This is a genomic window from Albidovulum litorale (assembly GCF_025751495.1).
GTDB lineage: Bacteria > Pseudomonadota > Alphaproteobacteria > Rhodobacterales > Rhodobacteraceae > Albidovulum > Albidovulum litorale.
This window is the reverse complement of the sequence record NZ_JAOWKZ010000003.1, coordinates 366,109-391,441: the sequence shown is the minus strand read 5'-3', so window position 1 is coordinate 391,441 and position 25,333 is coordinate 366,109. Positions and strand designations below refer to the sequence as shown.

Genomic DNA, 25,333 nt, shown 5'->3' with positions numbered 1-25,333 from the left:
TTCAGGCAGCATCATCTCGGGTAAGGTAGTCGGCAACCGGACCGCTTTCGGGCAACCCGCAATCCTGCCGTAGACGCGCGCGGCCGCGGGCAAGACGAGACATGACGGTACCGATGGGCAATCCCTCGGCCGCCGCGATTTGGGCATAGCTTTCGCCGCCGGTGACCTGCCGCAGGATCAGTCGCGCCTCGGCAGGCGGCAACCGCGCGAGCGCGCCCGCGACGTCGCGCAGGGCAAGCCTGCCGGGAGCGTCCGACGGGACCGAGGGTTCCGGAGCGTCTGAAAGGGCGAGGGTCGTCGGGCGAGGACGCCGGGCAAGATTGCGCGCGGCTGTCATCAGATAGGGCTTCAGATCGTCAATTCCGGCTTTGCGGCCTAACTGTATCCAGACGCGCAACAATGCCTCCTGCGCCAGATCCTCTGCTGCAGTGGGGTCGCGGGTCAGGCGGCGCGCAAGGCGGCGTAATGCGGGAATGAGGGCGAGGAGGTCGGGTGTGGTGCAGGGACGGGTAGGGTGCGTCATGGCGGTCTCCTTTCCCGCATGACATTGAACCGGTCCGCACGCCGGACAAGCCCGGGGAATCCCGCCGAGCCACGCATCGCTGTATGGTTGCGGGCTTTTTGGGCGGCAACCCGCGTGTGCCGGTGAACGCCATGCGCAACCTGCCGCCGGGGGTGGGCGTGGAAGCCGGAGGCACGGGAATAAACACCGTCCAGCCGCGTCCTGACATGTGAGGGCCGCGAAACGGCGGCCTTCCAGATCACGGATGAACCAAGGAGACTATCCGATGCAAAAACTCGCCTTCACCCTCGCCTTCGGGCTTGCCGCGACCGGAATGGCTTTTGCCCAGAGCATGACCGAGCTCGATGCCGACGGCAGCGGCGCGCTTTCCCTTGCAGAACTCCAGGTGGCCTATCCGAGCGCGACCGAGGACACGTTTGTCACGATTGACGCCAATGCTGATGGCGCGGTGGATGAGGCCGAACTCACCGCCGCGGTCGAGGCGGGCACGCTGATCACGGACAGCTAAGGCCCGAGCGCGGGGCCCTGCCACTCTTCCCTTCCCCAGCCGATTGGAGGGGCCCCGCGTTTCTCAGGCGCCGCGCGCCAGCGCCGCGACGCCCGTACGGGCCACGTCAACGAGTCCCAGGGGCCGCATGAGTTCCGCGAAAGCGTCGATTTTCTCCGGCGTGCCGGTGATCTCGAAAACAAAGCTTTCCAGCGTCGAGTCGACCACATTGGCGCGGAAGATGTCGGCCAGCCGCAGGGCCTCGACCCGTTTCTCGCCCGACCCCGCTACCTTGAACAGCGCGAGTTCGCGCTCCACTGACGGGCCTTCGACCGTCAGGTCATGAACCTCATGGACCGGCACTAGACGGCCAAGCTGCGCCTTGATCTGCTCAATCACAGCCGCCGTGCCGGTGGTGACGACCGTGATACGGCTCCGGTGACCTTCATGATCCACCTCAGCCACGGTCAGGCTCTCGATATTGTAACCGCGCCCCGAGAAAAGCCCGATGACGCGCGCAAGCACGCCCGCCTCGTTGTCAACCATGACAGCCAGCGTATGCGAGCCGATCACCTCGGCATTCGGGTCGCGCAGGTCATAGGCGGAATGGCTGGAAGCGCCTTTCTTGATCTTCAGTGCGGACATCTCAGTTCCTGCTTTCACTTTCTGTCTGAAAATACTCCGGGGGTCCGGGGGCAGGGCCCCCGGGGGCTCAGACGAGCACCGCGCCACCCGCCTGGATCGCGCCCTCGGTTGAGGCGTCACCGAGAAGCATCTCGTTATGCGGTTTGCCCGACGGGATCATCGGGAAGCAGTTCTCGTGCTTCTCGACGAGACAATCAAAGAGGACCGGCCCGTCATAGTCGATCATCTCCATGATCGCGTCGTCGAGGTCCTTCGGGTCCTTGCACTGGATGCCCTTCCAGCCGAAGGCCTCGGCCAGCTTGACGAAATCGGGCAGGCTCTCGCTCCACGAATGCGAATACCGCTCGCCATGCAGAAGTTGCTGCCACTGGCGCACCATGCCGAGCCGTTCGTTGTTCAGGATGAACTGCTTGACCGGCGCGCGGAACTGGGTCGCGGTGCCCATCTCCTGCATGTTCATCAGCCAGGAGGCCTCGCCCGCGACATTGATCACCAGCGCGTCGGGATGGGCGACCTGCACGCCGATCGAAGCGGGGAAGCCGTAGCCCATGGTCCCGAGGCCGCCGGAGGTCATCCAGCGGTTGGGCGCGTCGAAGCCGAGGAACTGTGCCGCCCACATCTGGTGCTGGCCGACCTCGGTCGTGATATAGCGGTCGCGGCCCTTGGTCAGTTCCTCAAGCCGCTGCAAAGCATATTGCGGTTTGATGACCTTGTCGGAGTTCTTGTAGGACAGGCAGCGCTTCAGCTTCCACTGTTCGATCTGGCTCCACCATTTGGCAAGCCCGTCCTTGTTCACCTTGCGGCCGCGTGATTTCCAGACCTTGATCAGGTCTTCCAGCACATGGCCGACATCGCCGGTGATCGGGATATCGACATGGATGACCTTGTTGATCGAGGAGGGGTCGATATCGACATGCGCCTTCTTCGATTTCGGGCTGAAATCGGCAATGCGGCCGGTGATCCGGTCATCGAACCGCGCGCCGAGATTGATCATCAGATCGCAGCCATGCATGGCAAGGTTGGCCTCGTAAAGCCCGTGCATGCCAAGCATGCCGATCCAGTTCTTGCCCGACGCGGGATAGGCGCCAAGCCCCATCAGGGTCGAGGTCACCGGAAAGCCCGTTGCATCGGCCAGTTCGCGCAGAAGCTGGCTCGCGCCGGGGCCGGAATTGATCACGCCGCCGCCGGTATAGAAGACGGGCCGTTCGGCCTTTTCCATCAGCGCGACCAGTTCGGTGATCTTCGCCAGATCCCCCTTAACCTTCGGCTGGTAATGCCCGACCTTCGCCTCGCGCGGCGCGGTGTAGGTCCCGGTCGCAAACTGCACGTCCTTCGGAATGTCGATCAGAACCGGGCCGGGGCGACCCTTCGTGGCAACATGGAAGGCCTGATGAATGGTATCGGCCAGCGTATTCGTGTCCTTCACCAGCCAGTTATGCTTGGTGCAGGGGCGGGTGATGCCAACGGTGTCGGCCTCCTGAAATCCATCGGTGCCGATCATGAAGGTGGGCACTTGTCCGGTGAGGCAGACGATTGGGATCGAGTCCATCAGCGCATCGGTCAGGCCGGTGACGGCGTTCGTGGCCCCCGGGCCCGAGGTCACAAGGACAACGCCCGGCTTGCCTGTCGACCGCGCATAACCCTCGGCCATATGCACGGCACCCTGCTCGTGGCGCACAAGGATGTGGCGGATGTCGTTCTGCTGGAAGATCTCGTCATAGATTGGCAGCACCGCGCCACCCGGATAGCCGAAGACCACATCGACGCCCTGATCCTTGAGCGCCTGAACCACCATCTTCGCACCGGTCATCTGCCGCGACATATCCGTTTTCTCCGTCCGTGCCGTTCCTTTAGCAACAAAAAGCCCCGGATCCGGGTCCGGGGCGCATGGGAACCATTATGGTCTACCGTTACCGGCCCATGCGCCATGTCCTTACAAGTACGAGGATCGAAGCCATCCGCCCGGGTCCCATTGCTGCTGTGCAGCGGACATTATTCAGGCTTCCAAAGGGCGTCAACCGTCAAAATGCGCAATATTGTGTCGCCGGGTCTGATCTGTGGCTTCTTTTATTGCCGCAGATGCGGCCATCTTCGAAAGAAACGCGATTCCCAGATACCGGTGCCGGGGCAGGGCGGTTCCTCGCAAAACTGTGGGGAGGAATTGGCGGATTCCTTCCGGTGTTTGCATTCAGCCGGCGCCCATAACCCCGATGTAAGCGGCATAGGCCGCCAAGAGCACGCCGCCGCCCGCGCGGGCTACCTTCCCGGTCAACGCAGCAAAGCCCAGCATCGCGAGCGCGGCCAAGAGCGCCAGTCCCATGTCGAGCCCGACGAAACGCGGCTCAACTGGAATGGGGGTCACGGTCGCCGTAACCCCGAGAATGCCAAGGATGTTGAATACGTTTGACCCGAGGATGTTGCCGACAGCGATCTCGGAGTGGCCGCGCAGGGCAGCGATTACAGCCGTCGCAAGCTCGGGCAGGGAAGTGCCGATGGCGACGATGGTCAGGCCGATCACAGCTTCACTAACACCGAAAGCGCGGGCAATCTCGGTCGAACTGTCGACCAGCAGTCGCGCACCGACCATCAGGATGATGAGCCCGCCAAGGGCCATTGCGAGGCTTTGCCAAAGCGGCCGGGGTTCTTCCTCTAAAGTGGGTGGTTCCGATCCCGCGGCGTTTCTGAGGCATTGCCAGAGGTAGACGGCAAGCGCCGCCAGCAGGATCAGCCCTTCAAACCGTGTGACGGTGCCGCCTGCCAGCATCAGCCATAGAGTAAGCGTCGCTCCGATCATGACCGTGAAATCGCGCTGCATCGTGGGCAGGGGAAGCGGAACTGCGGCGATCACAGCTGAAGCCCCGAGGATCAGCAGGATATTGGCAATGTTCGAACCGATCACATTGCCGATGGCCAGCGCCGGGGCCCCGGCAAGGGCGGCTTGCAAGCCAACGAGCAGTTCTGGCGTCGAGGTTCCAAAGCCGACAATCGTCAATCCGATGATCAACGGCGGCACATGAAACCGCCTAGCAACCCCGACTGCCCCCCTGATCAGCACCTCGCCGCCGAGAAAGAGACCAACCAGGCCGACGAGAAAAAGAAAATAGGTCAAGTTGTACTCCGGGGCTGTTCATCCCAAGATCGGTGTGAAGCCCGCGAATGCAAGGGGTTGCGGAATGGTGGTCGCCGTTGTTGCGATCAGGCCGCGTTTTTTCCGTTTTTTTGTTTGAGCTTCATGCCAACATCCGCGATCGCCCGGATTGCGGGCAACAGTTCTCCTCCGAGTTCCGTCAGTTCATATTCGACCGAGGGCGGCGAGGTCGGGACAACCCGGCGCGTGATGATGCCGTTCTCTTCCATCTCGCGCAGACGCTGCGTCAGCACCTTTGCCGATACGGGTTTCATATCAGCCTTCAATTCGGAAAACCGGCGCGGTCCGCCGGACAGGTACCAGATCGCATTGGGCGTCCAGGTGCCGCCGATAAGCGCCATACAGGATGAAAGCGGGCAGAGCGGGTTTGGCGCTGAATTCTTACGACGTTTCAGGGGCATCTGGGTCTCCGGGTTACCGGATGGTTACCCGAAAATACCGGTTACTTCAAGATGTATGGTTTCCAATAGATACCATATGGCTTTATGTAATCTTCATAACGCAAGCCCAAGACGAGGTCCCCCATGAAACTCTACTACTCCCCCGGCGCCTGCTCCATGGCGTCCCACATCGTCCTGACCGAGATCGGCCAGCCCTCGAGGCCGAGCGTGTCGACAATGCCGCGAAGAAAACCGCGTCTGGCGTCGATTTCCTTGCCGTCAATCCAAAGGGCAAAGTCCCAGTTCTTGACCATCAGGGGGACATCCTGACCGAAGGCCCGGCGATCCTGCAATTCGTGGCCGATGCTGCAGGGGCCGAGACTTTGGCGCCGAAGGCCGGAACCATGGCGCGGGCGCGGGTGAACGAGGCGCTGACCTATGTCAGTTCTGAGCTTCACCCCGCCTTCAGCCCGCTCTTCAACCCCGCCTCCGACGATGCTGCGAAAGAGGCGGCAAAGAAGAATGTTCAGAAGAAATTCGACTGGCTGGAGGCGAAACTGTCCGACGGGCGTGCCTATCTGACGGGCGCAAATTTCACCATCGCCGATGCCTATGCCTTCGTGGTGACGAACTGGTCCAACTTCACCGGCATTCCACTCGACGGCTGGCCGCGATTAAAGGATTTCGTCACCCGCGTGGCCGGGCGGCCCGCGACGCAGGCAACGCTTAAGGCCGAAGGTCTCGCATGACGGGTGGGGATTTTTCCGCCGTCGCCGCCGTTCTTCAGGACTATTTCGACGGGTGTCCCAAAGCGACACGGGCCTTCTGGCCCGCGTCTTCCACCCTCAGGCGGTCTATCTCTCGGCCACCGGCGACACGCTGATCCACAAGACGATGGCGGAGTATTTCCCCATCGTCGCCGCCCGCGAAGCCCCCGCCGCGCGGGGAGAACCGCGCGCCGACCGGATCGTCGGGATCGCCTTTGCCGGACCAAAGACCGCCACCGCGCGGGTCAACTGCGCCATCGGGCCGAAATTCTTCACCGACTGCCTGACGCTGATCCTCGATGAGGGGCGCTGGCAGATCATCTCCAAGGTCTTCCACTGGGAAGAGCGAACGACCTGAAAGCAAGGATGGACAATGCCTTACGTCAACATCAAGATCACCCGCGAAGGCGCAACCGGTGAACAGAAGGCCGAGCTGATCGCGGGCGTGACAGACCTTCTCGTCCGCGTCCTCGACAAGAACCCGGCGACCACGCATGTGGTGATCGGCGAGGTGGCACTGGAAAACTGGGGCGTGGGCGGGCTGCGGGTTCAGGCATTCCGGGCCCAGTCGCAAGGTTAGGGAATGACGGATGACGGCGGATACGGTCAGATACGCGGTAATCATGCTTCTGGCGGGGATCGGCATTCCGGTCCTCGCGGCGCTGAACGCCCGACTCGGGGTGCGGATCGGCTCGCCCGCCGCCGCCGCCGCCATCCTCTTCAGCGTGGCCTTTGCAGGGGCCGCGCTGACCATGATCGCGACCGGTGGTATATCAGCGCTTGCCTCCGCTCCGGGGCAGCCAAAGCACCTCTTCCTTGCCGGCCTTCTCGTCGTCTTCTACGTCCTCTCGATCACCTGGGTCGCTCCCCGCTTCGGGCTTGGCAACGCGATCACCTGCGTTCTTCTCGGCCAGCTCCTCTCGGCCGCCGTGATCGACCAGTTCGGTCTGATGGGCGCGATCGTGCGGCAGATCACGCCAATGCGGGCGACCGGTCTCGGTCTGATGGCCATCGGCGTCATCCTGACACAGCGCGGGTAGGGGCGCTTTCTCCACTTTCTGTCCCAAAATACTCCCGCCGGAGGCCGCGGCGCGGAACGCGACGCCCGGCGAGGGGGGCTTGATGCCCCCCGAGGTGGTCCTCCTCAGTGCCCGGTTCCCTGCAGCACACCATGTTCCATCGCATAGCGGGTCAGCCCGGCGGTCGTCGCGATGCCAAGCTTGCGCTTGATGTTCTTGCGATGCGTCTCGACCGTACGGATCGAGATATCGAGTTCTGCCGCCACATCCTTGTTCGACTTGCCTTGCGCCAGTTGCAGCAAGATCGTCTGTTCCCGTTCGGTCAGAGGCTCGCGCCCATCGGTCGTGGAGGGCTTCAGGCTCGCCGTCGCACCGGTGCAGAGGTAGCGTTCCCCAGCCATTACCCTGTCGATGGCCGCCTTGATCTCTTCGGTTGGCACGTCCTTCAGCACATAGCCAGCTGCGCCGTGGCGCAATGCGGTCGAGATGTATTCGGGGCTGTCATGCATCGACAGTATCAGAATGCGGGTCTCGGGATTGCGCTCCAGCAGGATTTCCGTGGCCGAAAGCCCGTTCACCTGCGGCATGTTGAGGTCGAGCAGGATCACATCGGGCGCGAGAGCCTCGGCCTGGTCGATCGCCTCCTGCCCGTTGCCGAGCGTGCCGACAACGATAACGTCGTCATAGGTCTCAAGAATGGCACGGATGCCTTCGGCCACCATGGGGTGATCATCGACAATGAGAACGCGTGTAAGGGCGGTCATGCGCTGTCCTTCTTCTTTGAGGCTTGTCCGGCGGGTTGAAGCATATGTGACAACGGCACCTGCGCCTCGATCACGGTGCCGGTTCGGGACGACAGGACACGAAGTGAGCCGTTCAACTGTTCCATCCGTTCCGTCATGTTTCTCAGGCCCAGCCCGCCATCTGCGGCATCGCTCTCGCGAGACGCCGCTACGCCGCGCCCGTTGTCCTCGATCCGCATCATGGCACCCTGTTTGTGGCCGCGCACCAGAAGCCGCACCTTGGTCGCTCCGGAATGCTTTTCGACATTGGTCAATGCCTCCTGCGCGATGCGGTAAAGCGCGATCTTGGCGTCCTGGTCGAGCCGGTTTCGGAAAACGACCGTCTCAAACTCGGTCTCGATCCCTGTACGTTTGCTGAAATCCTCCATCAGTGTCTGAAGTGCGGGGCCGAGACCGAGATCGTCCAGCACGCCCGGCCTGAGGTCCCGGCTGATCCGGCGCACCTCGCCAATGGCGCCATTCAGACTGTCGATCCCGGCTGACAGGCTTTCGCCTGCGCGCTCGTCCCCGAGTGACAGCCGTCGGCGCGCAAGTTCTAGCGCGTAGCGGACCGCCACTAGGATCTGGCTGATGGAATCGTGCAATTCGCGCGCCACCCGCCCGCGCTCTTCTTCCTGCGTATCAATGATGCGCTGGGTAAGTTTCTTCAACTTGGCGTCGGCCAGTCGTCGTTCGCGGATCGTGATGCCCAAGCCGCTCGTAAACACCAGCAGTACCGCGCCAACCGCGATCGCGGCGATCCAGCGGAAGGTTTGGCCGATGCGTTCTTCTGTCTCGTCCCGTGCCGCCGCGACCGAGGCGAGGATGTCGTCGACGAAGACCCCGGTCCCCACGGCCCAGCGCCAGTCCTGCAGGCCCACGACATAAGAGATCATCTGGGCATCCTTGCCCGTCGACGGTTTCGGCCAGACATATGAGTGATAACCGCCACCCTGACGGGCGATGCGGATCAGTTCGTCGACGACGGGCGTTCCCGCGATGTCGTTGAGCCCGGCCCAGTTGCGGTTGATCAGCCAGGTCTGGCGCGGCGCGACGATGTTCGTGCCGTCATAGTCATAGACGAAAAAATAACCATCCTGCCCGTAAAGCATCGCAGCGAGGATCTGCGCGACCCGTTCCTTTGCAGCCGCATCATCAGGCAGGGCGTTGCCATAGATGCCGCCAAAGGCGGTGCGGGCAAGGCTGATATAGTTCCTCAGCTCCTCTTTTTTCACAGAGATCAGTTGCGCCTCAAGTCCAGCGATTTCGCGCTGAGCCAGTTCGCGGGACTGATGCGCAACCAGAAGCGCAATCGCCGTTGCCGCGAAGACGAGGGGCAGCGTTGCGATCAGATAGATCTTCTGTCCGTAGTTGAGGCGGATTGCCTGTCGCAACGCCGCCAGCCGAGCCCACATTCGCCCTGTTCCTGATAGCCGATCCCCGTGATTCGCCTCTGACAATGACCGTCTGTTATCCGCAGGTCAATTCGCGCGCCAAACGGAAGGCAGGACGCTCCATTCGGTCAAAAAACCGCACCCGCCTACGCAGTAGTCGGTATTCCCACGGTAGAATTCCACAGCTAGTCTCCCGTCAGTTTCAACGATCCGCCCGGAACGCGGGCGGACGAATCTTGGGAGGAAATACCTGAATGGATCGTCGTTCATTCCTGACGAAAGCGGCCCTTGGCGGCACCACTGCCGCGGCAGCAACCGCGCTTGCTGCGCCGATGTATGCGCAGGGCAACCGCACGCTGACGCTCGTCACCACCTGGGGCCGCGGCCTCGCCGGTGTGCATGACGCCGCCCAGCGCGGTGCCGACATGATCACCGCGATGACCGACGGGCAACTGACGGTCGATCTGAAGGCCGCAGGCGAACTTGTGGGTGCGTTCGAAGTGTTCGACGCCGTGACCTCCGGTCAGGCCGACATGTATCACGGTGCGGACTATTACTTCGTGGGTCAGCATCCCGGATACGCGTTCTTTACTTCGGTTCCGTTCGGTATGACTGCTCAGGAACTGGTGAATTGGTATTACCACGGCGGTGGTATGGAATTCCACGACGAACTCGGCCAGATCTTTGGCCTGAAGTCGTTCCTTGGCGGCAACACCGGCGCGCAAGCCGGCGGTTGGTTCAACAAGGAGATCAACGGCCCCGAGGACTTCGCCGGGCTTAAGTTCAGGATGCCTGGGCTTGGTGGCGAGGCGCTTGGCAAACTCGGTGCATCGGTGCAGAACCTGCCCGGCGGCGAGGTCTATCAGGCGCTGGCATCGGGTGCGATCGACGGCACCGAATGGATCGGCCCCTGGGCCGATGAAAAGGCCGGGTTCCAGGAAATCACCAAGTTCTACTACACCGCAGGTTTCCACGAGCCGGGTTCGGGTCTGTCGCTGGCCATGAACCGGGAGGTCTATGACAGCCTGACCCCCTCCCAACAGAAGATCTTCGAGATCGCGGCTGGTGAGGCGCATCAGCACAACCTCGCGCAGTTCCTGTCCAACAACGCCGCCGCGCTGTCGCGGCTGCAGGCTGCGGGCGTCAAGACGCTCGAATTCCCTGACACCGTCTGGGATGCCTTCGGCAAGGCCGCGAACGAGGTTCTGACTGACCCGGCCAAGATGGGCGACGAGCTCTATAAGAATATCTACGACAGCTACTATGCCTCGATGAAGTCCTCTTCGGCGTGGATCAAACTGTCGGACAGCGCCTATACCGCGCAGCGCGACCGCGTGCTCGGCTAAGCAAAGCCTGACACTATGAAGATAAGTCCCCGGCCTTCCGGCCGGGGACAATCTCCGGAAAGGTCGGCAAACGGCCACCGGAACCAGAGGGGGATGCGATGGTCGACGCCATCACCTGGCTTTTCGCCAACATTCTGAATGCCTTCGTCAATGTCTTTTACGCCCTGACCCACCCGGCCGCGTGGCTGGCCTGGGTTGGCGAGATTGGCAAGCTGGAGACGCCAGAGGCCAAGGAATCGCTGATGCGGTTCATCTATTACGGCAGCTCGAAAGAGTTCCTGTTCGTCGTCCTCGTCCTTTTCGTCATTCTGACCATCATCGGCCTTCTGCGCCGTCCGGTCATGTGGGCTTATGTGCGGGGGCTCGAGTCCTTCGCCAATGGTCTCGGCCGCATCACCGCATGGGTTGGTCTGATTATGGTCATCCAGCAGATCGTCATCGTCTTCCTGCAACGCATCTTCTCGGTCGCGCAGATCGAGTTCGGACTGTTCGGCATCGGGTTCACCAAGGACCTAAGCTGGTGGTCGGAAGAGCTAAAGCTCTACAACGCGATGATCGTGGCGCTTTGCGTCACCTACACCTTCATTCAGGGCGGCCATGTGCGTGTGGACCTGGTCTATTCAGGCGTTTCCTACCGCACCAAGAAGCTGATCGACATGTTCGGCTCCCTCTTCTTCATGCTGCCTGCCGCATTCCTGACCTGGCTCTTCGCCTGGTTCTTCTTCTGGCGGGTCATGGTGGTGCCGAACTCCTCGGCCTCGGACAGCCTCGACAAACTCCTGATGAAAGCGCGCGCGGTGCGCTGGAAGGTGGAAACCATCGGCTTCAGCCCGAACGGCTTTGACGCCTACTTCCTCTTCAAGGTTCTGATCCTGAGTTTTGTCGGCCTGACGATCTTGCATGCGATGACCTTCTTCTGGCGCTCGCTCCTGGAATTCCTCGAAGGACCGGAAAGCGAGGGGCGCTATCTCGACAAAGACACGCTCGGGCAGGGCGAAGAAGCCTATGAAGGCACGCATTAAGGGGCAGATGGATCATGTTTCTGGGATTTGACGGCGTCGAGATCGGTCTGATCATCGTCTTCCTCTGCCTCTTCGCGGGCATTCTTTCGGGCTTTCCTGTGGCCTTCGCGCTGGGTGGCGCGGGCGTCATCGCCTTCGGTATCCTCGCCGCGCTCGACAGTTCGGGCCTTCTGGTCCACGAATTTGTCGACCGGGGATCGGAGGGCTACCAGGCGCTACTGGCGCAGGGCATACCCGAGATAGAGATATCGAAATTCACCTATCCCGACCTACCACGCGCCACTGAGGCGTTGTTTCCCGGTGGTTGGGAACTAGCGATGGACCGCAATCTTGGCTTCATCGTCAACCGGATGAACGAAAGGGTATTTGCAGGGCAGTCGATCGAGACGCTGCTGGCCGTTCTCATGTTCGTCATGATGGGCATTACGCTTGAACGCTCCAAGATCGCCAATGAGCTTCTGACGACGATGGCGCGGGTCTTCGGTCCGCTGCCGGGCGGTCTGGCGGTATCGGTTGTGGTCGTTGGTGCCTTCCTTGCCGCCTCGACCGGGATCGTGGGGGCCACCGTCGTGACGATGGGCCTGCTGTCGCTGCCGACGATGCTTCGCAACAACTATTCGCCGGAACTCGCCACTGGCGTCATCGCCGCCTCGGGCACGCTCGGCCAGATCATTCCGCCCTCCATCGTCATCGTGCTTCTCGGCACGCTCGCGGGCGACCTTTACGCCGCTGGGCAGGAGATCCGCGCCAGTGCCGCGGGCTGTTCCGACGCGCTGACCTATCTCGGTGAGGCCGCCGTCCTGTCGGTCGGTACGCTCTTTCAGGCGGCGCTTCTGCCCGGGATCATGCTGGCGGGTCTTTATGGCCTCTATGCTTTCGGCTTTGCGCTCTACAATCCGCAGAAAGCGCCGCCGGTTTCGCTGGAACCCGTCGGGGGTGAGATCGTCACCCGTTCGGACGCCATGCGCTGGTTCGTGCTGGCCCCGGTCGCGCTCATCGGCGGTACGCTTCTGGCCGCGCAAGTCGGGTTCGTCGGCAGCCAGAACCTGACCGTCGACAGCTTTACCGATGCCGGTCAGGCTGCGAGCCTGCGCACCCGGGTGTCGGAGCAATGCCAGGCCTCGATGATCGAGCTTCACGGTCAGGAAGCCTGGGATGCCGCCGTCGCCCAGCAGACAGAGATCGACGCGGCCGGTGGGGTTGCGTCCAGCCATCGTCGTACCGCTGAAGAGCTTGAAACGGCGCTTGCCGCCAAGATCGACGATGCGGCGCCGGTTGGTACCGGTGTTGCCGTGCTTCTTGTCCTCCTTGGCCTCATCCTGACCACCGCGCGCGGTGTCTCGCCCACAGCCGATCCCAAGCCGCTGCTGATCGGGGCGGGGGGACTTGTGCTGGGGCTTCTGGCCGATATCGTCCTCATCCCCGTCACAGCCACGTCGGGGCAGACCTTCGTGATGCTCGCTCTGCCGATGGCCATTGCGCTTTATGGCTGTGCGGCGGCGGCGAAGAGCATGTCGCATAACGACCTGATCCGCGTGGTCTTTCCGCCTCTGGTGCTGATCATCGCCGTTCTCGGCTCTATCCTCGGCGGCATCACCAACCCGACGCCGGCGGCCGCACTTGGGGCAGGCGGTGCGCTGCTTCTTGCCGCCTACCGCAAGTTGCATGAGCAACAGAAAAGCGGCGTGATCATCCTCGCCACGTCTTTTGCTGTCATCATCATGATCCTGATCGGTATCAATTTCGACCTTCGGATCACCCGGTCCGACGTGCCGCTAGAGGATCAGATCGCCTTCTATGCCGCGCGCGCGGCCTATTTCTTTGCGCTCTTCGGCATCCTCTATGCCTGTTGGGTGCTGCTCCGCAGCTCGGTTCTCGGGCCGGTGGTGCGGGAAACCGCCAAGGTCACGTCGATGGTCTTCACCATCCTGATCGGGTCGCAGATCCTGAACCTTGTTCTGATCTCGTTTGGAGGTGAGCACTATATCCAGAGCTTCCTGCGTTCGTTCGAACAGGAATGGACGGCCTTCCTGATCGTGATGCTGGTGCTCTTCGTGCTTGGCTTCGTGCTGGACTTTCTGGAGATCATCTACATCGTCGTGCCGATTGTCGGGCCGGTCATCTATGGCGGTACCTATGACCCGTCCTGGGTGACGATCATGATCACGGTCAACCTGCAGACCTCGTTCCTGACGCCGCCCTTCGGTTTCGCACTCTTTTATCTTCGCGGTGTGGCGCCTGCGAGCGTGACGACCGGCATGATCTACCGCGGCATTGTCCCGTTCGTGCTGATCCAGGTGATCGGGCTTGGCATTCTCTGGGCCTTCCCAGGCATCGTGACGATCGTGCCGGACCTGTTGCCGAACAACTGATGCGAAGGGGAAGGGGGCGTCATCGCCCCCGACCCGGTCTTACTTGACGGTCAATACCGGGCAATTTGCCAGCAATTCGACACGGTGCGAAACGCCGCCCCGTAACGTCGCTTCGATATTGCCGAGGCCGCGCGATCCGATGACGATCATGCTGACTTTCTTCTTCACTGCTGCGTTCACGATGGTCCGGGCAACGGGTCCGGTTTCGACAGCGGTTTCGACCTCCGTCGCGCCGTTTTTCTTGGCGACGTCCGCGGCATGGGACAGCAGGTCGCTCGACAAGAGTTTGATTGCCTCGTAATCGGCGTTGTCGATATGCTCCAACTGCGCATATTTGCGCAGTTCTTCCGAGACTTTCGGGACCTTCTGAGGCTTCAGCACCGTGAGGATGGAAAGCTTGGCTTTGCAGGCACCCGCGATTTCCGCCGCATATTCCACCGCTTTAAGTGAATGGGCCGAGCCATCGACGGCAACAAGGACTTTCTCGATCATGGTCTTCCTCCCTCTGAATTCGAACTCATCTGTGTGACGGCGACTGGGCGGGCGCCTGCCGCCGGATCAGCAGGCCGGCCGCGTCAGATGTCACAAAACGGCGGTCAGGATCGCTTTTTAGGGGGCGTACACCTCTCACAAGCCGTTCTTTACCGGACGGCTTTCGGGTAGGGCGATGCGGGCCACCTGCTCGGCAATCGGATCGACGGAAAGCGGATGGGTCTCGGACGAATGATCCGCCGGTTCGCCGATATCCTGCCAATGGCCGTTCTTATAGATTTCAAGCGCGCGGAACCCGGCCTTGTAACCCATCTTCCGGCTGCCCGGCACCCAGTAGCCGAGATAGACGTAAGGAAGCCCAGCACGCCGGGCGATCTCCACATGGTCGAGGATGATATAGGTGCCCAGGCTGTCACCGATCCGGTCCGGATCGTAGAAGGAATAGACCATCGACAGTCCGTCATCGAGCACATCGGTCAGGCAAACCGCCGTCAGCGACCGGCGTCCGCCCTTGGCCTCGGGCGGGGAGCTGTACTCGACCACCCGGCTCTTGACCGGCGTTTCCTCGATCATCGCGGCGAATTCGAAGATGTCCATGTCGGCCATGCCGCCATCGGCGTGGCGGCTGTCGAGGTAGCGGCGGAAGAGTGCGTACTGGTCCTCGGTCGCCCAGGGGCTCGTCGCCTCGCGCCTTAGATTGGCATTGCGCCGAAGCGTGCGGCGCTGGCTTTTGTTCGGTGTAAAATCCGCGACCCTGATCCGTGCGGAAAGGCAGGCGCAGCATTCCGAACACGAGGGCCGATAAAGCACGTTCTGCGACCGCCTGAAGCCCTGTTTGGAAAGCGCGTCGTTCAGCTTTTCGGCATTTTCACCCTGAAGTGCCGTGAACAATTTCCGCTCTGACCGGCCATCCAGATAGGGGCAGGGTTGTGGTGCCGTCACATAAAACTGGGGCGCTATGGGCAGTGTATGACGCATGGTCGCGATCGGTTCGATGGTGCAGGGCGACGTTAGCAAGCGGATTCGAATCCGCCAAGTGTTGAGTCGTGGCCCCGATCACTCGAACCGCGAAACGCATCGGGCGGCCCCAAATCGGGCCGCCCGGGCGGGATTGTCCAGTCTCGCGGCTCAGTAAGCGCCGGAACCCGACCGATCCTTGGTCTCGTCATCGGCATCCGTACCCGTCTCTTGGGCGGCGCGGGCCCGCTCGTCGAGATACTGGTCGAACTCGGCCTTGTCCTTGCTTTCGCGCAGACGCTTGAGGAAGGTTTCGAACTCTTCCTGTTCGCGTTCCAGCCGGTCAAGCGTATCGGCCTTGTAGGCGTCGAACGCGGTATTGCCGGACGACCGGAAGCCGTGGCGGCGCGCATGGCAGCGCGACATGTGGTGGTGGGCGTCGTTGCGGCTCCAGCCGCAGCCTTTCGAAAACATGCGTTTGCTCCAGATCATATAGGCAAGAAGGGCAAGGCCGACGGGCCAGAAAAAGATGAAGCCAAGGACCATGGCGGCGATCCAGGCGCCTTTGCCGCGTTCGTCGAGCCACATTTCGGCCCGTGAAGGCCAGGCGGCGATGGTGGACATGCGTTCCTCCGTTGAAGGTATGTAAATGTCTTTCACATGACCCAAGATTGGGGCTCGGCTCCGCATCGTCAAGAGGTGATGTAAAACTTTTTTACATTCCGGTTGCGGAGGGTTCAGGTGAAATCGGCCAGCGTCGCGCCGGTGATCTGCAAGAGGGTTTGGGGATCGATCGGAAAGATATGCCGTGGCGTGCCCGCCGCTCCCCAGACCCGGTCGAATTCAAGTAGCCGTGGATCGAAGTAACTGGTGATGGGCGACAGATGCCCCAACGGCGCCACCCCGCCGATCGCGAAACCGGTTTCCGCGCGGACCTGATCGGCATCGGCACGGCCAAGCGCCTGACCCGCGACGGAGCTGGCCTTGGCAGGATCGACCCGGTTGCCGCCAGCGGTCAGGAACAGGACGACATGGCCGGTTGCCTCGCCCCGGAAGATGATCGACTTGGCGATCTGGTCCAGCGCGCATCCCGCAGCCGCGGCGGCCTGTTCCGCTGTGCGCGTCTCTCCGGGCATTTCCAGAATTTCGGCCGGGACGCCTGCCGCGTCGAGTGCCGCGCGTACCCGTTTCAAACTCTTGCTCATGCGTCACCTTCCCGTCGCTTCCGGCGGAAAGGAAGTCATGGCCCAACAGGGATTGCAAGGACGGTGTCCTGCCAGTCGTTGACGCCGCAACGCGGCACGCTAGTGTCGGACCATGACCTTCGCCGCCCGCATGACTCGCACGCCAATCGCCTTTGAGCCCGACCGGGCCGCCGAGGTAAAAACCCGTTTCGCCGGGCTCGCTCCGGAACTGAGAAATCTGCTGGAAGGCGCGGCAGGGTGCAGCCCGTACCTGACAGGGCTGATGGAGCGACAGGCGGATTGGCTTGAAGAGACGCTTGTGGGTGCGCCCGAGGATGCACTGGCGGGCGCGCTCGCCGGGTTCGACGATTTTGCTTCTGATCAGCTTGGCTCTACGCTGCGTCAGGCCAAGGCGCGGGTGGCGCTTCTGGCAGGGCTCGCCGATCTCGGTGGGGTCTGGCCATTGGAGCAGGTTACGGGCGCGCTGACGCGTCTGGCCGATACGGCCGTGCATCACGCGTTGAGGGCGCTCAGCGCTGACGAAATCCGGCGCGGCAAGGTGCCGGGTGCTACGCCCGAAGACGCCGAAACCGCGGCAGGTATCGTGGCGCTCGCCATGGGGAAGATGGGGGCGGGGGAGTTGAACTACTCCTCCGACATCGACCTTATCTGCCTCTTTGACGAGACCCGATATGATCCCGACGATGTGCAGGAGGCCCGCGCGGCCTTCATCCGCGTCGTGCGCAAGATGGCGGCGATGCTGTCGGACCTGACCGCTGATGGGTATGTCTTCCGCACCGATCTTCGCCTGCGTCCCGATGCTTCGGTCACGCCGGTCTGTATCTCCATGGCGGCAGCGGAACAGTACTATGAGGCGCAGGGCCGGACGTGGGAGCGGGCGGCCTATATCAAGGCGAGGCCCTGCGGCGGCGATCTGGCGGCAGGCGAGAGGTTTCTTCAAACGCTGACACCCTTCGTCTGGCGGCGGCATCTGGATTTCGCCTCCATTCAGGATGCCTACGATATGCGGCTGCGCATCCGCGAGCATAAGGGTCTGCACGGGCCGATCGTACTTGAAGGCCACAATATGAAGCTCGGGGCGGGCGGTATACGCGAGATCGAGTTCTTCACCCAGACCCGGCAGATCATCGCCGGTGGGCGCGACCCGTCGCTGCGTGCCCGCGACACCGTGGGTGGGCTTGCCGCTCTGGCGGCGAAGGGCTGGGTGCCCGAAGGTGACGCGGAGGAACTGACCGCGCTTTACCGTGCCCATCGCGAGGTGGAACACCGGGTGCAGATGGTGGGCGACGTCCAGACCCACGATTTGCCGACAATGCCGGGTGAGTTCGACCGGATTGCCCGGATGTGTGGTGAGGGGGATACCGACGCCTTCTGCGATGGGCTGAAAGAACGGCTGGAGCGGGTGGCGGAACTGACCGAGGGTTTCTTCGCCCCGGGTGAGGTGCGGTCGGGCCCCGAAATGACGCCTGAGATGCAGGAGATCGTCGATGGCTGGCGCTCCTATCCCGCCTTGCGGTCCGAACGCGCGGTCGCGATCTTCAAACGGGTGCAGCCCGAGATCCTCTCACGCCTTGACCGCGCGGCGAGCCCGGGGGAGGCGCTGAGACAATTCGATGGCTTCCTTTCCGGTCTGCCCGCCGGAGTGCAGCTCTTCTCGCTCTTTGAGGCGAACCCGCAGCTGATCGACCTGATCGTTGATATCTGCGCCACCGCGCCCGGCCTTGCCGCCTATCTCTCGCGCAATGCCGCCGTGCTGGATGCCGTTCTGGGCGGCGATTTTTTCGCACCCTGGCCGGGGCTCGGGCCGCTGACCGAGGCGCTGACCAAACGGTTGGCGGAACGTGACGATTACGAATGGCGCCTCGGTGCGGCGCGAATCTGGGCGCGGGAATGGCACTTCCGCATCGGTGTGCACCATTTGCGCGGCTTGATCGACGCGGGGCAGGCGGGGCGCGAATATGCCGATCTGGCGGGCGCGATTCTTGCCGCACTCTGGCCGGTCTGCGTGGCGGAGTTCTCGCGCAAGCATGGTGCGCCGCCGGGGCGGGGGGCGGTTGTGCTGGGCATGGGATCGCTGGGCGCCGAACGGCTCAACGCGCATTCCGACCTCGACCTGATCGTGATCTATGATGCGGACGGGGTCGAGGCGTCGGACGGGCCGCGCCCGCTGGCGGCGCGGGCGTACTATGCCCGTCTGACGCAAGCGCTGGTGACGGGTCTTTCGGCACCAATGGCGGACGGGCGGCTCTACGAGGTCGATATGCGGCTTCGTCCCTCTGGCCGTCAGGGGCCGGTCGCGACCTCGATCCAGTCCTTCACCAGCTATCAGATGGAGGAGGCCTGGACTTGGGAACACCTCGCGCTCACCCGCGCCCGGCCGGTTGCGGGGGATGTCGTCTTGGCTGAAGAGGTGGAGGCCGCGCGCCAGCAGGTCCTGACCGCCAAAGGGTGCGAGGACCGCGTTTTGCCGGATGTGGCCGAGATGCGTGACCGCATCTTCGCGGCGAAGGCGCCCGATGGCGCGTGGGAGGCCAAGATCGGTCCCGGCCGGTTGCAGGATATCGAGCTTCTGGCGCAAGCCTGCGCACTCCGCACCGCCGCCCCCGCCCGCAGGGTAGAGGCGCAACTGCGCGCCGGGCTCCGCGCCGGGCATCTGGCGAAGGAGGACGAGGCGGCACTGCAGGAAGCTTATCGGTTCCTCTGGCGGCTACAGGCGGGCGGGCGACTGTTGACCGAAGGGCCGCTCGATATGGATGCGATCGGAGAAGGCGGGCGGGCGTTCCTCATGCGCGAGACGGGCGCGTCGGAACTTGACCAGATGGCGTCGCGGCTGGAAGGCCACACCGCCCGCGCCGCGTCGATTATCGCGAAATGCCTTCAGCCGCCGGAAGCCGGCGGGGGGTAGCAGGCGGACAGGGCGCACCGATGGCGAGGAAAGTCATGGAAATGTCACTGGCGGACCCCAAGGGGCTGGTTCGCGAAAGCTATGCGATCGAGGGGATCAAGGCGTCGGAATGCCGCTCGATTTTCCTCGACTGGGCGCTGAGCCTGAAACCGGGGGTCGAGACGGCCGAGGCGATCCGGGTTCTTCTGTCGCATTACGGGCCAGACTGGCCGGATCATCCGATGACGGCGGTTCTGACCGCGGGACTCACGGCCCCGTCCGCACCGGTGCGCCGGGGGGGAAGAAGTGCCCGCGTTCCACGTTCGGGCGATCTCTGAACAGGGCAATAATCCCGAGGGTTGAAAAGGTCCGAGAATTGCCGCTTCCGGACCTCTCCCGGGCCATTTCAGCGCCAAATTGATTCGCGAATATCCTCTATACGGAGGTGTTCGATGTCCGAGACTTCGCGTGCTGCTTGCGTCTTACGATTGTTCCTGTTGTTCTTTGTACCCGGAGGCGGCCTGGCCCTCCTCCTCGCGTTTCTCGCGGCGCCTCGGATACCTGGTTATGCCGGTATGATCCTTCTCGGGATCGGGTTCCTGGCCTTCGTCATTGCGACCGGTGCGGCGACGGCATGTAGCCTCGCCTGCGCCGGTCGCGGTGGGGCTGAACCGGTTTTGCGAGTTCTCGATCTTAGGCGTAACCGCGGTCGCTATGCATTCCTGTTTGCTGTGACCGCGGCTGCGACTGTTGATCTGGCGCTGCGGTTGGCGCTGTCGCTCGGCATCGACGCGCCTGAGGCGGCCGGACCGCTTGTGTTTCTCGGTATGGTTGCCTTCTTGTTCATCGTCGCCTGGATCATGATCGGCGACAGGGCCGGTACGACGCAGACCCTGCTCAGGGCGCTTCGCGGGGTCGAAACCTCGCGCTAGGCTCTACCGGGCAAGCGTCGCGGCTTCGCGCGCAAGCGTCTCGATACCGGACCAGTCTCCCGCCACGACCATCTCTTTCGGTGCGACCCAGCTGCCACCGACACAGAGGACATTCGCGAGGCTCAGATAGTCGAGGACATTCCTGGGGCCGATGCCGCCTGTCGGGCAGAACCGGACCTGCGGGATGGGCGCACCGATCGCGGCCAGCGCTTTTGCCCCGCCTGACGCTTCGGCCGGAAAAAACTTCTGCACGGTGTAACCCTTCTCAAGCAGAGCCATCACTTCTGTTGCCGTCGCGGCGCCGGGCAGAAGCGGCAGATCCTCCTCGGCACAGGCCGCTAGCAGGCGGTCGGTTGCGCCGGGCGAGACACCGAACCGGGCCCCCGCAGCCTTTGCGGCCTTGACGTCCTCGGGCGTCAGAAGGGTGCCCGCCCCGACCACGCCGCCCGGCACTTCCGCCATCGCGCGGATCGCGTCGAGCGCGGCAGGCGTGCGCAAGGTGACCTCGAGTGCGGGCAAACCACCCGCGACAAGCGCCCGGGCCAGGTCGGCGGCTTTCGTTGCATCGTCGATCACCAGAACCGGAACGACCGGGGCAAGGGCGCAGATATCGGCTGCGTGGCGGCTTTGCTCGGCTGGGGTCATCGCTGGGTCCTTTCAGGCGGGGCTTGTGGCGGGTCAGTAAGCGTTCGGCGGAACGTCAAAGCAGTGCGGATGCCCCCTCGGTCGCGGGGCCAACATGGCGACGGAAGGTTTCGAAAAGCTCGCGACCCGTACCGAAGCGGTTCATAGAGAGGTCGGGCGTGGCAGGCTGGCGCGCCGCCAGATCGACGCCCCTGACTTCAATCGTGCCGGCCACCGCGTCAAGGCGCACGAGATCGCCGTCCTGAAGCCGCGCAAGCGGGCCACCCGCCGCCGCTTCGGGGCTGACATGGATGGCAGACGGGACCTTCCCGCTCGCCCCCGACATGCGGCCGTCGGTGACAAGCGCGACTTTCAGTCCCCGGTCCTGAAGGACCGACAAGATCGGCGTCAGAGAATGTAGTTCCGGCATGCCGTTGGCCTGCGGCCCCTGGAACCGGACGACGACCACGGTGTCGGTCGTGAATTCCCCCTTTGCAAACGCCGCCTTGACCTCGTCCTGATCGGCGAAAACGCGGGCCGGGGCCTCGATCACGTGACGCTCTGGCGCCACGGCAGAGACCTTGATGACGCCGCGCCCAAGGTTTCCGGAAAGCTGTTTCAGTCCGCCCTGCGCGTCGAAGGGTTGCGCCGCCGGGCGCAGGATCTTGTCATTGAGCGAGGTTTTCGGTCCGTCGCGCCAGACCAGTTCACCCCCTGCAAGGGCCGGTTCTTGGGTGTACCGGCCAAGTCCGTCGCCCGCGATGGTGCGCACATCCTCATGCAGAAGCCCGGCATCGAGAAGTTCTCCGATCATGAATCCAAGCCCGCCAGCCGCGTGGAAATGGTTCACGTCGGCAAGTCCGTTCGGATAGACCTTCGCCATCAGGGGAACGATTGCCGAGATATCGGCGAAGTCCTGCAATTCGAGCGCGATCCCGGCGGCGCGCGCCATGACCGGCAAATGCATCACGAGGTTCGTCGATCCCCCCGTCGCCATCAGCCCGACCATGCCATTGACGAAGGCCCGCTCGTCCAGAATCTCGCCTGCGGGCCGGTAATCGTTGCCAAGGGCGGTGATCGCGGCGGCCCGTTCGACAGCGGCTGTTGTCAGGGCATCGCGGAGCGGCGTGCCCGGATTGACAAAGCTCGCGCCCGGCAGGTGCAGCCCCATGAATTCCATCAGCATCTGGTTGGTGTTCGCGGTGCCGTAGAAAGTGCAGGTGCCCGGCCCGTGATAGGCCGCCATCTCGGCCTCCATCAGCTCCTTGCGCCCGATTTCCCCTGCCGCGAAGCGGTTGCGGATCTTCGATTTCTCGTCATTGGGCAGACCGCTCGTCATCGGTCCGGCGGGAACGAAGACTGCGGGGATATGGCCGAAGGTTGCCGCAGCGATTACGAGGCCCGGAACGATCTTGTCGCAGATGCCAAGGAAGAGCGCGGCGTCAAAACAGTTGTGGCTGAGCGCCACGCCCGCCGACAAAGCGATCACATCGCGGGAAAAGAGCGACAGTTCCATACCGTCGCGCCCCTGCGTGACCCCGTCGCACATTGCCGGAACTCCGCCCGCGACCTGAGCGGTCGCACCCGCACGGCGGGCAGTGTCGCGGATCAGTTTCGGGTAGTCCTCGTAAGGCTGATGGGCAGAAAGCATGTCGTTGTAAGCGGTGACGATCCCGATATTCGGCGCGCGTCCCGCCGCCAGATCGGCCTTGTCCCCGCCCATGGCGGCATAGGCATGGGCCTGGTTGCCGCAGCTCAGATGCGCGCGGGCCGGTCCTGCCTCAGCAGCATCCGCGATCCGGTCCAGATAGGCGCGGCGCGTTGTTGCCGAGCGCTGCACGATCCTGTCGGTGATCTCTGCAAGGCGCGTGTTCAGGGTCATGGGGGGCTCCTGTCAGGTCCGGCTTTCGTTAGCCTATCTGGTCGGAGGCGCAATAGCATGATGTGTTAGCGCTAACAAGTGCGTTTCCCACCGATCTGCATTGGGTGCATATCGGAACTGCCGTGAAGGTCCGGTGGCTGTCGCATACCAAGCAGTTGGAGCGCCTGGCGTGAATTGGCGCAGATCATCGGCACGTACCCTGCCACAAGGGATGTGGAAATTAGCACCGAAGCGGGCTTTTCCCAAAGCGGCGATGCGACTAGAGGAGGGGAAACTTCGTCCTCAGGAAAGTCTCAGATGTCCTCTGCCTATCCGACCGTCCGCCTGCGCCCAAAGGCCGAGGCCCGTGCGATCCGTCACGGCTTTCCCTGGATCTATGCCGATGAACTGGTGACTGACCGCCGGACACAGGCGCTGGTCCCGGGAACGATCGCGGTTTTGGAGGATGCCGAGCGGCGGCCTCTGGGCGTGGTTACGGTCAATCCGAAATCGAAGATCATCGCCCGGATGCTGGACCGCGATGCGGAGACGGTTATTGACCGCGACTGGATCGCGGCGCGCATCGCCCGGGCAACGGCTCTGCGCGACCGTCTTTATGACAAACCCTATTACCGGCTGATCCATGCCGAGGCCGATGGGCTGCCCGGCGTCATCATCGACAGGTTCGGTGATGCGGCGGTGATCCAGCCCAACGCCGCCTGGGCCGAAGCGATGAGCGCGGATCTCGCCGGGGCGCTGGCGGACGTCACCGGTGTCACGACGATCATCAAGAACGGTACGGGCCGGGCGCGCGGGTTGGAGGGGCTCGTTGAGGAAATGGCCGTGCTTTCCGGTGGACTCGACGCCCCTGTTCCGGTGCCGATGAACGGTGCAACCTATTTGGCCGACCTCATCGGCGGGCAGAAGACCGGGCTTTTCTTCGATCAGCGCGACAACCACGCCTTTGCCGCGCGGCTAGGACGGGGCGGAAAGATGCTTGATGTCTTTTCGCATGTCGGCGGCTTCGCGCTGGCCTCGCTCGCGGGTGGGGCGGAACGCGCGCTGGCGGTCGATGCCTCGGCTGCGGCCCTCGATCTGGCGGGGCAGGGGGCGGCGGCATCGGATTTCGGCGACCGATTTGAGACCCGCAAGGGCGATGCCTTCGCGGTGATGGAGGAGTTGGGGCAGGAAGGTGCGGTGTTCGACCTCGTCGTCTGCGATCCGCCCGCTTTCGCACCGTCGAAACCCGCGCTTCAGGCGGGACTTCGGGCCTATGAGCGTGTGGCGCGGCTGGCCGCGCCGCTCGTCGCGCCGGGGGGCTATCTCGCACTCTGCTCCTGCTCACATGCGGCGGACCTCACACAGTTCCGCAATGCCTCGGCCCGCGGCATCGGACGCGGCGGGCGGCGGGGGCAGCTCCTGCACACGGGCTTTGCGGGGCCGGATCACCCTCAATTGCCGCAACTGGCCGAAAGCGGTTACCTCAAGGCGCTCTTCTTCCGGCTCGACGGATGAAGGCCGTCCTCGACGCCTGCGTCCTTTACCCGACCGTCCTTCGCGAGATCCTGATCGGGGTCGCCAAGGCGGGGCTCTACGACCCGCTCTGGTCCGACCGGATCCTCGAGGAATGGGCGCGCGCGACAATCAAGCTCGGCCGGGGTGCGGAGGACATCGCGAGAGGTGAGATCGCGGCGTTGCGGGCGGATTTTCCGAAGGCAAGTGTTGTCGCGCGGGAGGGGATTGAGGCGCGCCTCTGGCTGCCGGACCCGGCCGATATCCATGTGCTGGCGGCCGCCATTGCCGGTCATGCGGACCTTATCGTCACCTTCAATGCCAGCGACTTCCCGCGCCACACGCTGACCGAGGAGGGGCTGAAACGCGATGATCCCGACCATTTTCTTCTTGGCATGTGGCAATCGTATCCCGAATCGGTCGAACGAGTGGTCGAGAATGTGCGCGCCAAAGCCGAACAGCTGTCGGGCGAGCCGCAGCCGTTGCGACCGCTGATGAAACGTGCGCGGCTGCCGCGCCTTGGCAAGGCCCTTTCACCGCAGAGTTAAGCGCTGGGGATTGCAAACCCATCCGGTGCCAGTTCGAACCCGTCGAACCGGAAACTCGGGCTGACAGTGCAACCGACCAGCGTCCAGTCGCCGAGTGACCGCGCCGCCTGCCAGTGATGTGCAGGTACAACGATCTGCGGGCGTTCACCCGCCGCAAGATCGGGCCCAAGCTGGTGATCGCAGGCAGGGCCTGCCGCGGTTTCGGCCATCGACAGGGTCAGCGGCGCGCCTGCGTAATGGTGCCAGATCTCGGCCGCATCGACCCGGTGCCAATGACTGCGTTCGTCAGCCTTCAGCAGAAAATAGATGCAAGATCCGGACGGCCGCCCTTCGCCTTCGGCGATCCATGTCTGGCGATACCAGCCGCCCTCGGGATGGGGCGACAGATCAAGAAGGGCGATGATGTCATCTGCGGTCATGACCCATACTTGCC

General features: G+C 63.2%; 27 protein-coding genes and 1 pseudogene. 14 read left to right on the top strand and 14 right to left on the bottom strand.

Annotation, left to right across the window (positions count from 1 at the left end; all coding sequences use genetic code 11):
- Position 1: 1 nt before the first annotated feature.
- Positions 2-523 (bottom strand): RNA polymerase sigma factor, encoded by a 522-nt coding sequence (locus tag OEZ71_RS12785; RefSeq protein WP_263740377.1) that lies wholly within the window; start codon positions 521-523, stop codon positions 2-4.
- 265 nt (positions 524-788) lie between these two features.
- Here OEZ71_RS12785 and OEZ71_RS12780 point away from each other — a divergent pair, with 265 nt between their 5' ends.
- Complete coding sequence (locus tag OEZ71_RS12780) at positions 789-1,031, top strand: EF-hand domain-containing protein (protein WP_263740376.1); 243 nt, start codon at positions 789-791, stop codon at positions 1,029-1,031.
- Positions 1,032-1,094: 63 nt separating this feature from the next.
- Here the strand turns inward: OEZ71_RS12780 and ilvN are convergent, their stop codons facing one another.
- The 4 genes from ilvN to OEZ71_RS12760 form a co-directional block, all read right to left on the bottom strand.
- Positions 1,095-1,655, bottom strand: coding sequence for an acetolactate synthase small subunit (gene ilvN / locus OEZ71_RS12775; protein ID WP_263740375.1), 561 nt, complete (start codon positions 1,653-1,655; stop codon positions 1,095-1,097).
- 67 nt (positions 1,656-1,722) lie between these two features.
- Complete coding sequence (locus OEZ71_RS12770) at positions 1,723-3,477, bottom strand: acetolactate synthase 3 large subunit (protein ID WP_263740374.1); 1,755 nt, start codon at positions 3,475-3,477, stop codon at positions 1,723-1,725.
- Between the two features lie 366 nt (positions 3,478-3,843).
- Positions 3,844-4,764: a calcium/sodium antiporter gene (locus OEZ71_RS12765; RefSeq protein ID WP_263740373.1), complete on the bottom strand. Its 921-nt coding sequence runs from the start codon at positions 4,762-4,764 to the stop codon at positions 3,844-3,846.
- Positions 4,765-4,850: 86 nt separating this feature from the next.
- A complete protein-coding gene (locus tag OEZ71_RS12760; protein WP_263740372.1) occupies positions 4,851-5,204 on the bottom strand; it encodes a winged helix-turn-helix transcriptional regulator in 354 nt (117 codons plus the stop codon).
- Here OEZ71_RS12760 and OEZ71_RS12755 point away from each other — a divergent pair.
- The 5 genes and pseudogenes from OEZ71_RS12755 to OEZ71_RS12735 form a co-directional block, all read left to right on the top strand.
- Positions 5,150-5,509: pseudogene (locus tag OEZ71_RS12755) on the top strand (hypothetical protein); the annotation flags it as partial. The gene OEZ71_RS12760 and the pseudogene OEZ71_RS12755 overlap by 55 nt on opposite strands.
- A gap of 30 nt (positions 5,510-5,539) precedes the next feature.
- A complete protein-coding gene (locus OEZ71_RS12750; protein WP_263740865.1) occupies positions 5,540-5,932 on the top strand; it encodes a glutathione binding-like protein in 393 nt (130 codons plus the stop codon).
- A gap of 52 nt (positions 5,933-5,984) precedes the next feature.
- On the top strand, positions 5,985-6,308 hold the full coding sequence (locus OEZ71_RS12745; RefSeq protein WP_263740371.1) for a nuclear transport factor 2 family protein: 324 nt from the start codon (positions 5,985-5,987) through the stop codon (positions 6,306-6,308).
- Positions 6,309-6,323: 15 nt separating this feature from the next.
- On the top strand, positions 6,324-6,530 hold the full coding sequence (locus OEZ71_RS12740) for a tautomerase family protein (protein ID WP_263740370.1): 207 nt from the start codon (positions 6,324-6,326) through the stop codon (positions 6,528-6,530).
- A gap of 10 nt (positions 6,531-6,540) precedes the next feature.
- Positions 6,541-6,990 carry a DMT family transporter gene (locus OEZ71_RS12735; RefSeq protein WP_263740369.1) on the top strand — a complete coding sequence of 150 codons (450 nt, stop codon included), beginning with the start codon at positions 6,541-6,543 and terminating at the stop codon, positions 6,988-6,990.
- A 104-nt stretch (positions 6,991-7,094) separates the two neighbouring features.
- Here OEZ71_RS12735 and OEZ71_RS12730 read toward each other — a convergent pair whose 3' ends face one another.
- Positions 7,095-7,733, bottom strand: a complete 639-nt coding sequence (locus tag OEZ71_RS12730) for a response regulator transcription factor (protein ID WP_263740368.1) — start codon at positions 7,731-7,733, stop codon at positions 7,095-7,097.
- Positions 7,730-9,166 carry a cache domain-containing protein gene (locus OEZ71_RS12725; RefSeq protein ID WP_263740367.1) on the bottom strand — a complete coding sequence of 479 codons (1,437 nt, stop codon included), beginning with the start codon at positions 9,164-9,166 and terminating at the stop codon, positions 7,730-7,732. The genes OEZ71_RS12730 and OEZ71_RS12725 overlap by 4 nt, the downstream gene beginning before the upstream one ends.
- A gap of 233 nt (positions 9,167-9,399) precedes the next feature.
- Between OEZ71_RS12725 and OEZ71_RS12720 the strand changes: the two genes are divergently transcribed.
- The 3 genes from OEZ71_RS12720 to OEZ71_RS12710 all read left to right on the top strand — a co-directional run bounded on the left by OEZ71_RS12720 (position 9,400) and on the right by OEZ71_RS12710 (position 13,885).
- Entirely contained in the window at positions 9,400-10,491 is a 1,092-nt protein-coding gene (locus tag OEZ71_RS12720) for a TRAP transporter substrate-binding protein (RefSeq protein ID WP_263740366.1), read from the top strand.
- 98 nt (positions 10,492-10,589) lie between these two features.
- Positions 10,590-11,513, top strand: coding sequence for a TRAP transporter small permease subunit (locus OEZ71_RS12715; RefSeq protein WP_263740364.1), 924 nt, complete (start codon positions 10,590-10,592; stop codon positions 11,511-11,513).
- 14 nt (positions 11,514-11,527) lie between these two features.
- Positions 11,528-13,885: a TRAP transporter large permease gene (locus OEZ71_RS12710; protein WP_263740363.1), complete on the top strand. Its 2,358-nt coding sequence runs from the start codon at positions 11,528-11,530 to the stop codon at positions 13,883-13,885.
- Between the two features lie 39 nt (positions 13,886-13,924).
- Here OEZ71_RS12710 and OEZ71_RS12705 read toward each other — a convergent pair whose 3' ends face one another.
- From OEZ71_RS12705 to OEZ71_RS12690, 4 genes are all read right to left on the bottom strand, one after another.
- Complete coding sequence (locus OEZ71_RS12705) at positions 13,925-14,377, bottom strand: universal stress protein (RefSeq protein ID WP_263740362.1); 453 nt, start codon at positions 14,375-14,377, stop codon at positions 13,925-13,927.
- A 135-nt stretch (positions 14,378-14,512) separates the two neighbouring features.
- Positions 14,513-15,355, bottom strand: coding sequence for an arginyltransferase (locus tag OEZ71_RS12700; protein WP_263740361.1), 843 nt, complete (start codon positions 15,353-15,355; stop codon positions 14,513-14,515).
- Between the two features lie 150 nt (positions 15,356-15,505).
- Positions 15,506-15,958 (bottom strand): DUF2852 domain-containing protein, encoded by a 453-nt coding sequence (locus OEZ71_RS12695; protein WP_263740360.1) that lies wholly within the window; start codon positions 15,956-15,958, stop codon positions 15,506-15,508.
- 113 nt (positions 15,959-16,071) lie between these two features.
- Positions 16,072-16,539, bottom strand: a complete 468-nt coding sequence (locus OEZ71_RS12690) for a YbaK/EbsC family protein (protein ID WP_263740359.1) — start codon at positions 16,537-16,539, stop codon at positions 16,072-16,074.
- A gap of 112 nt (positions 16,540-16,651) precedes the next feature.
- Here OEZ71_RS12690 and OEZ71_RS12685 point away from each other — a divergent pair, with 112 nt between their 5' ends.
- The 3 genes from OEZ71_RS12685 to OEZ71_RS12675 all read left to right on the top strand — a co-directional run bounded on the left by OEZ71_RS12685 (position 16,652) and on the right by OEZ71_RS12675 (position 20,355).
- Entirely contained in the window at positions 16,652-19,444 is a 2,793-nt protein-coding gene (locus OEZ71_RS12685) for a [protein-PII] uridylyltransferase family protein (RefSeq protein WP_263740358.1), read from the top strand.
- Positions 19,445-19,479: 35 nt separating this feature from the next.
- Positions 19,480-19,761, top strand: a complete 282-nt coding sequence (locus OEZ71_RS12680) for a hypothetical protein (RefSeq protein WP_263740864.1) — start codon at positions 19,480-19,482, stop codon at positions 19,759-19,761.
- Positions 19,762-19,998: 237 nt separating this feature from the next.
- A complete protein-coding gene (locus tag OEZ71_RS12675) occupies positions 19,999-20,355 on the top strand; it encodes a hypothetical protein (protein WP_263740357.1) in 357 nt (118 codons plus the stop codon).
- A gap of 3 nt (positions 20,356-20,358) precedes the next feature.
- Here the strand turns inward: OEZ71_RS12675 and eda are convergent, their stop codons facing one another.
- Both eda and edd read right to left on the bottom strand, forming a co-directional pair.
- Complete coding sequence (gene eda / locus OEZ71_RS12670; RefSeq protein ID WP_263740356.1) at positions 20,359-21,000, bottom strand: bifunctional 4-hydroxy-2-oxoglutarate aldolase/2-dehydro-3-deoxy-phosphogluconate aldolase; 642 nt, start codon at positions 20,998-21,000, stop codon at positions 20,359-20,361.
- Positions 21,001-21,055: 55 nt separating this feature from the next.
- Positions 21,056-22,861, bottom strand: a complete 1,806-nt coding sequence (edd, locus tag OEZ71_RS12665) for a phosphogluconate dehydratase (protein WP_263740355.1) — start codon at positions 22,859-22,861, stop codon at positions 21,056-21,058.
- Between the two features lie 297 nt (positions 22,862-23,158).
- Here edd and OEZ71_RS12660 point away from each other — a divergent pair, with 297 nt between their 5' ends.
- Entirely contained in the window at positions 23,159-24,355 is a 1,197-nt protein-coding gene (locus OEZ71_RS12660; protein WP_263740354.1) for an RSP_2647 family RNA methyltransferase, read from the top strand.
- On the top strand, positions 24,352-24,900 hold the full coding sequence (locus OEZ71_RS12655; protein ID WP_263740353.1) for an RSP_2648 family PIN domain-containing protein: 549 nt from the start codon (positions 24,352-24,354) through the stop codon (positions 24,898-24,900). The genes OEZ71_RS12660 and OEZ71_RS12655 overlap by 4 nt, the downstream gene beginning before the upstream one ends.
- On the opposite strand, the gene OEZ71_RS12650 is transcribed toward OEZ71_RS12655, so the two are convergent.
- On the bottom strand, positions 24,897-25,319 hold the full coding sequence (locus OEZ71_RS12650) for a cupin domain-containing protein (protein ID WP_263740352.1): 423 nt from the start codon (positions 25,317-25,319) through the stop codon (positions 24,897-24,899). The genes OEZ71_RS12655 and OEZ71_RS12650 overlap by 4 nt on opposite strands.
- Positions 25,320-25,333: the final 14 nt, after the last annotated feature.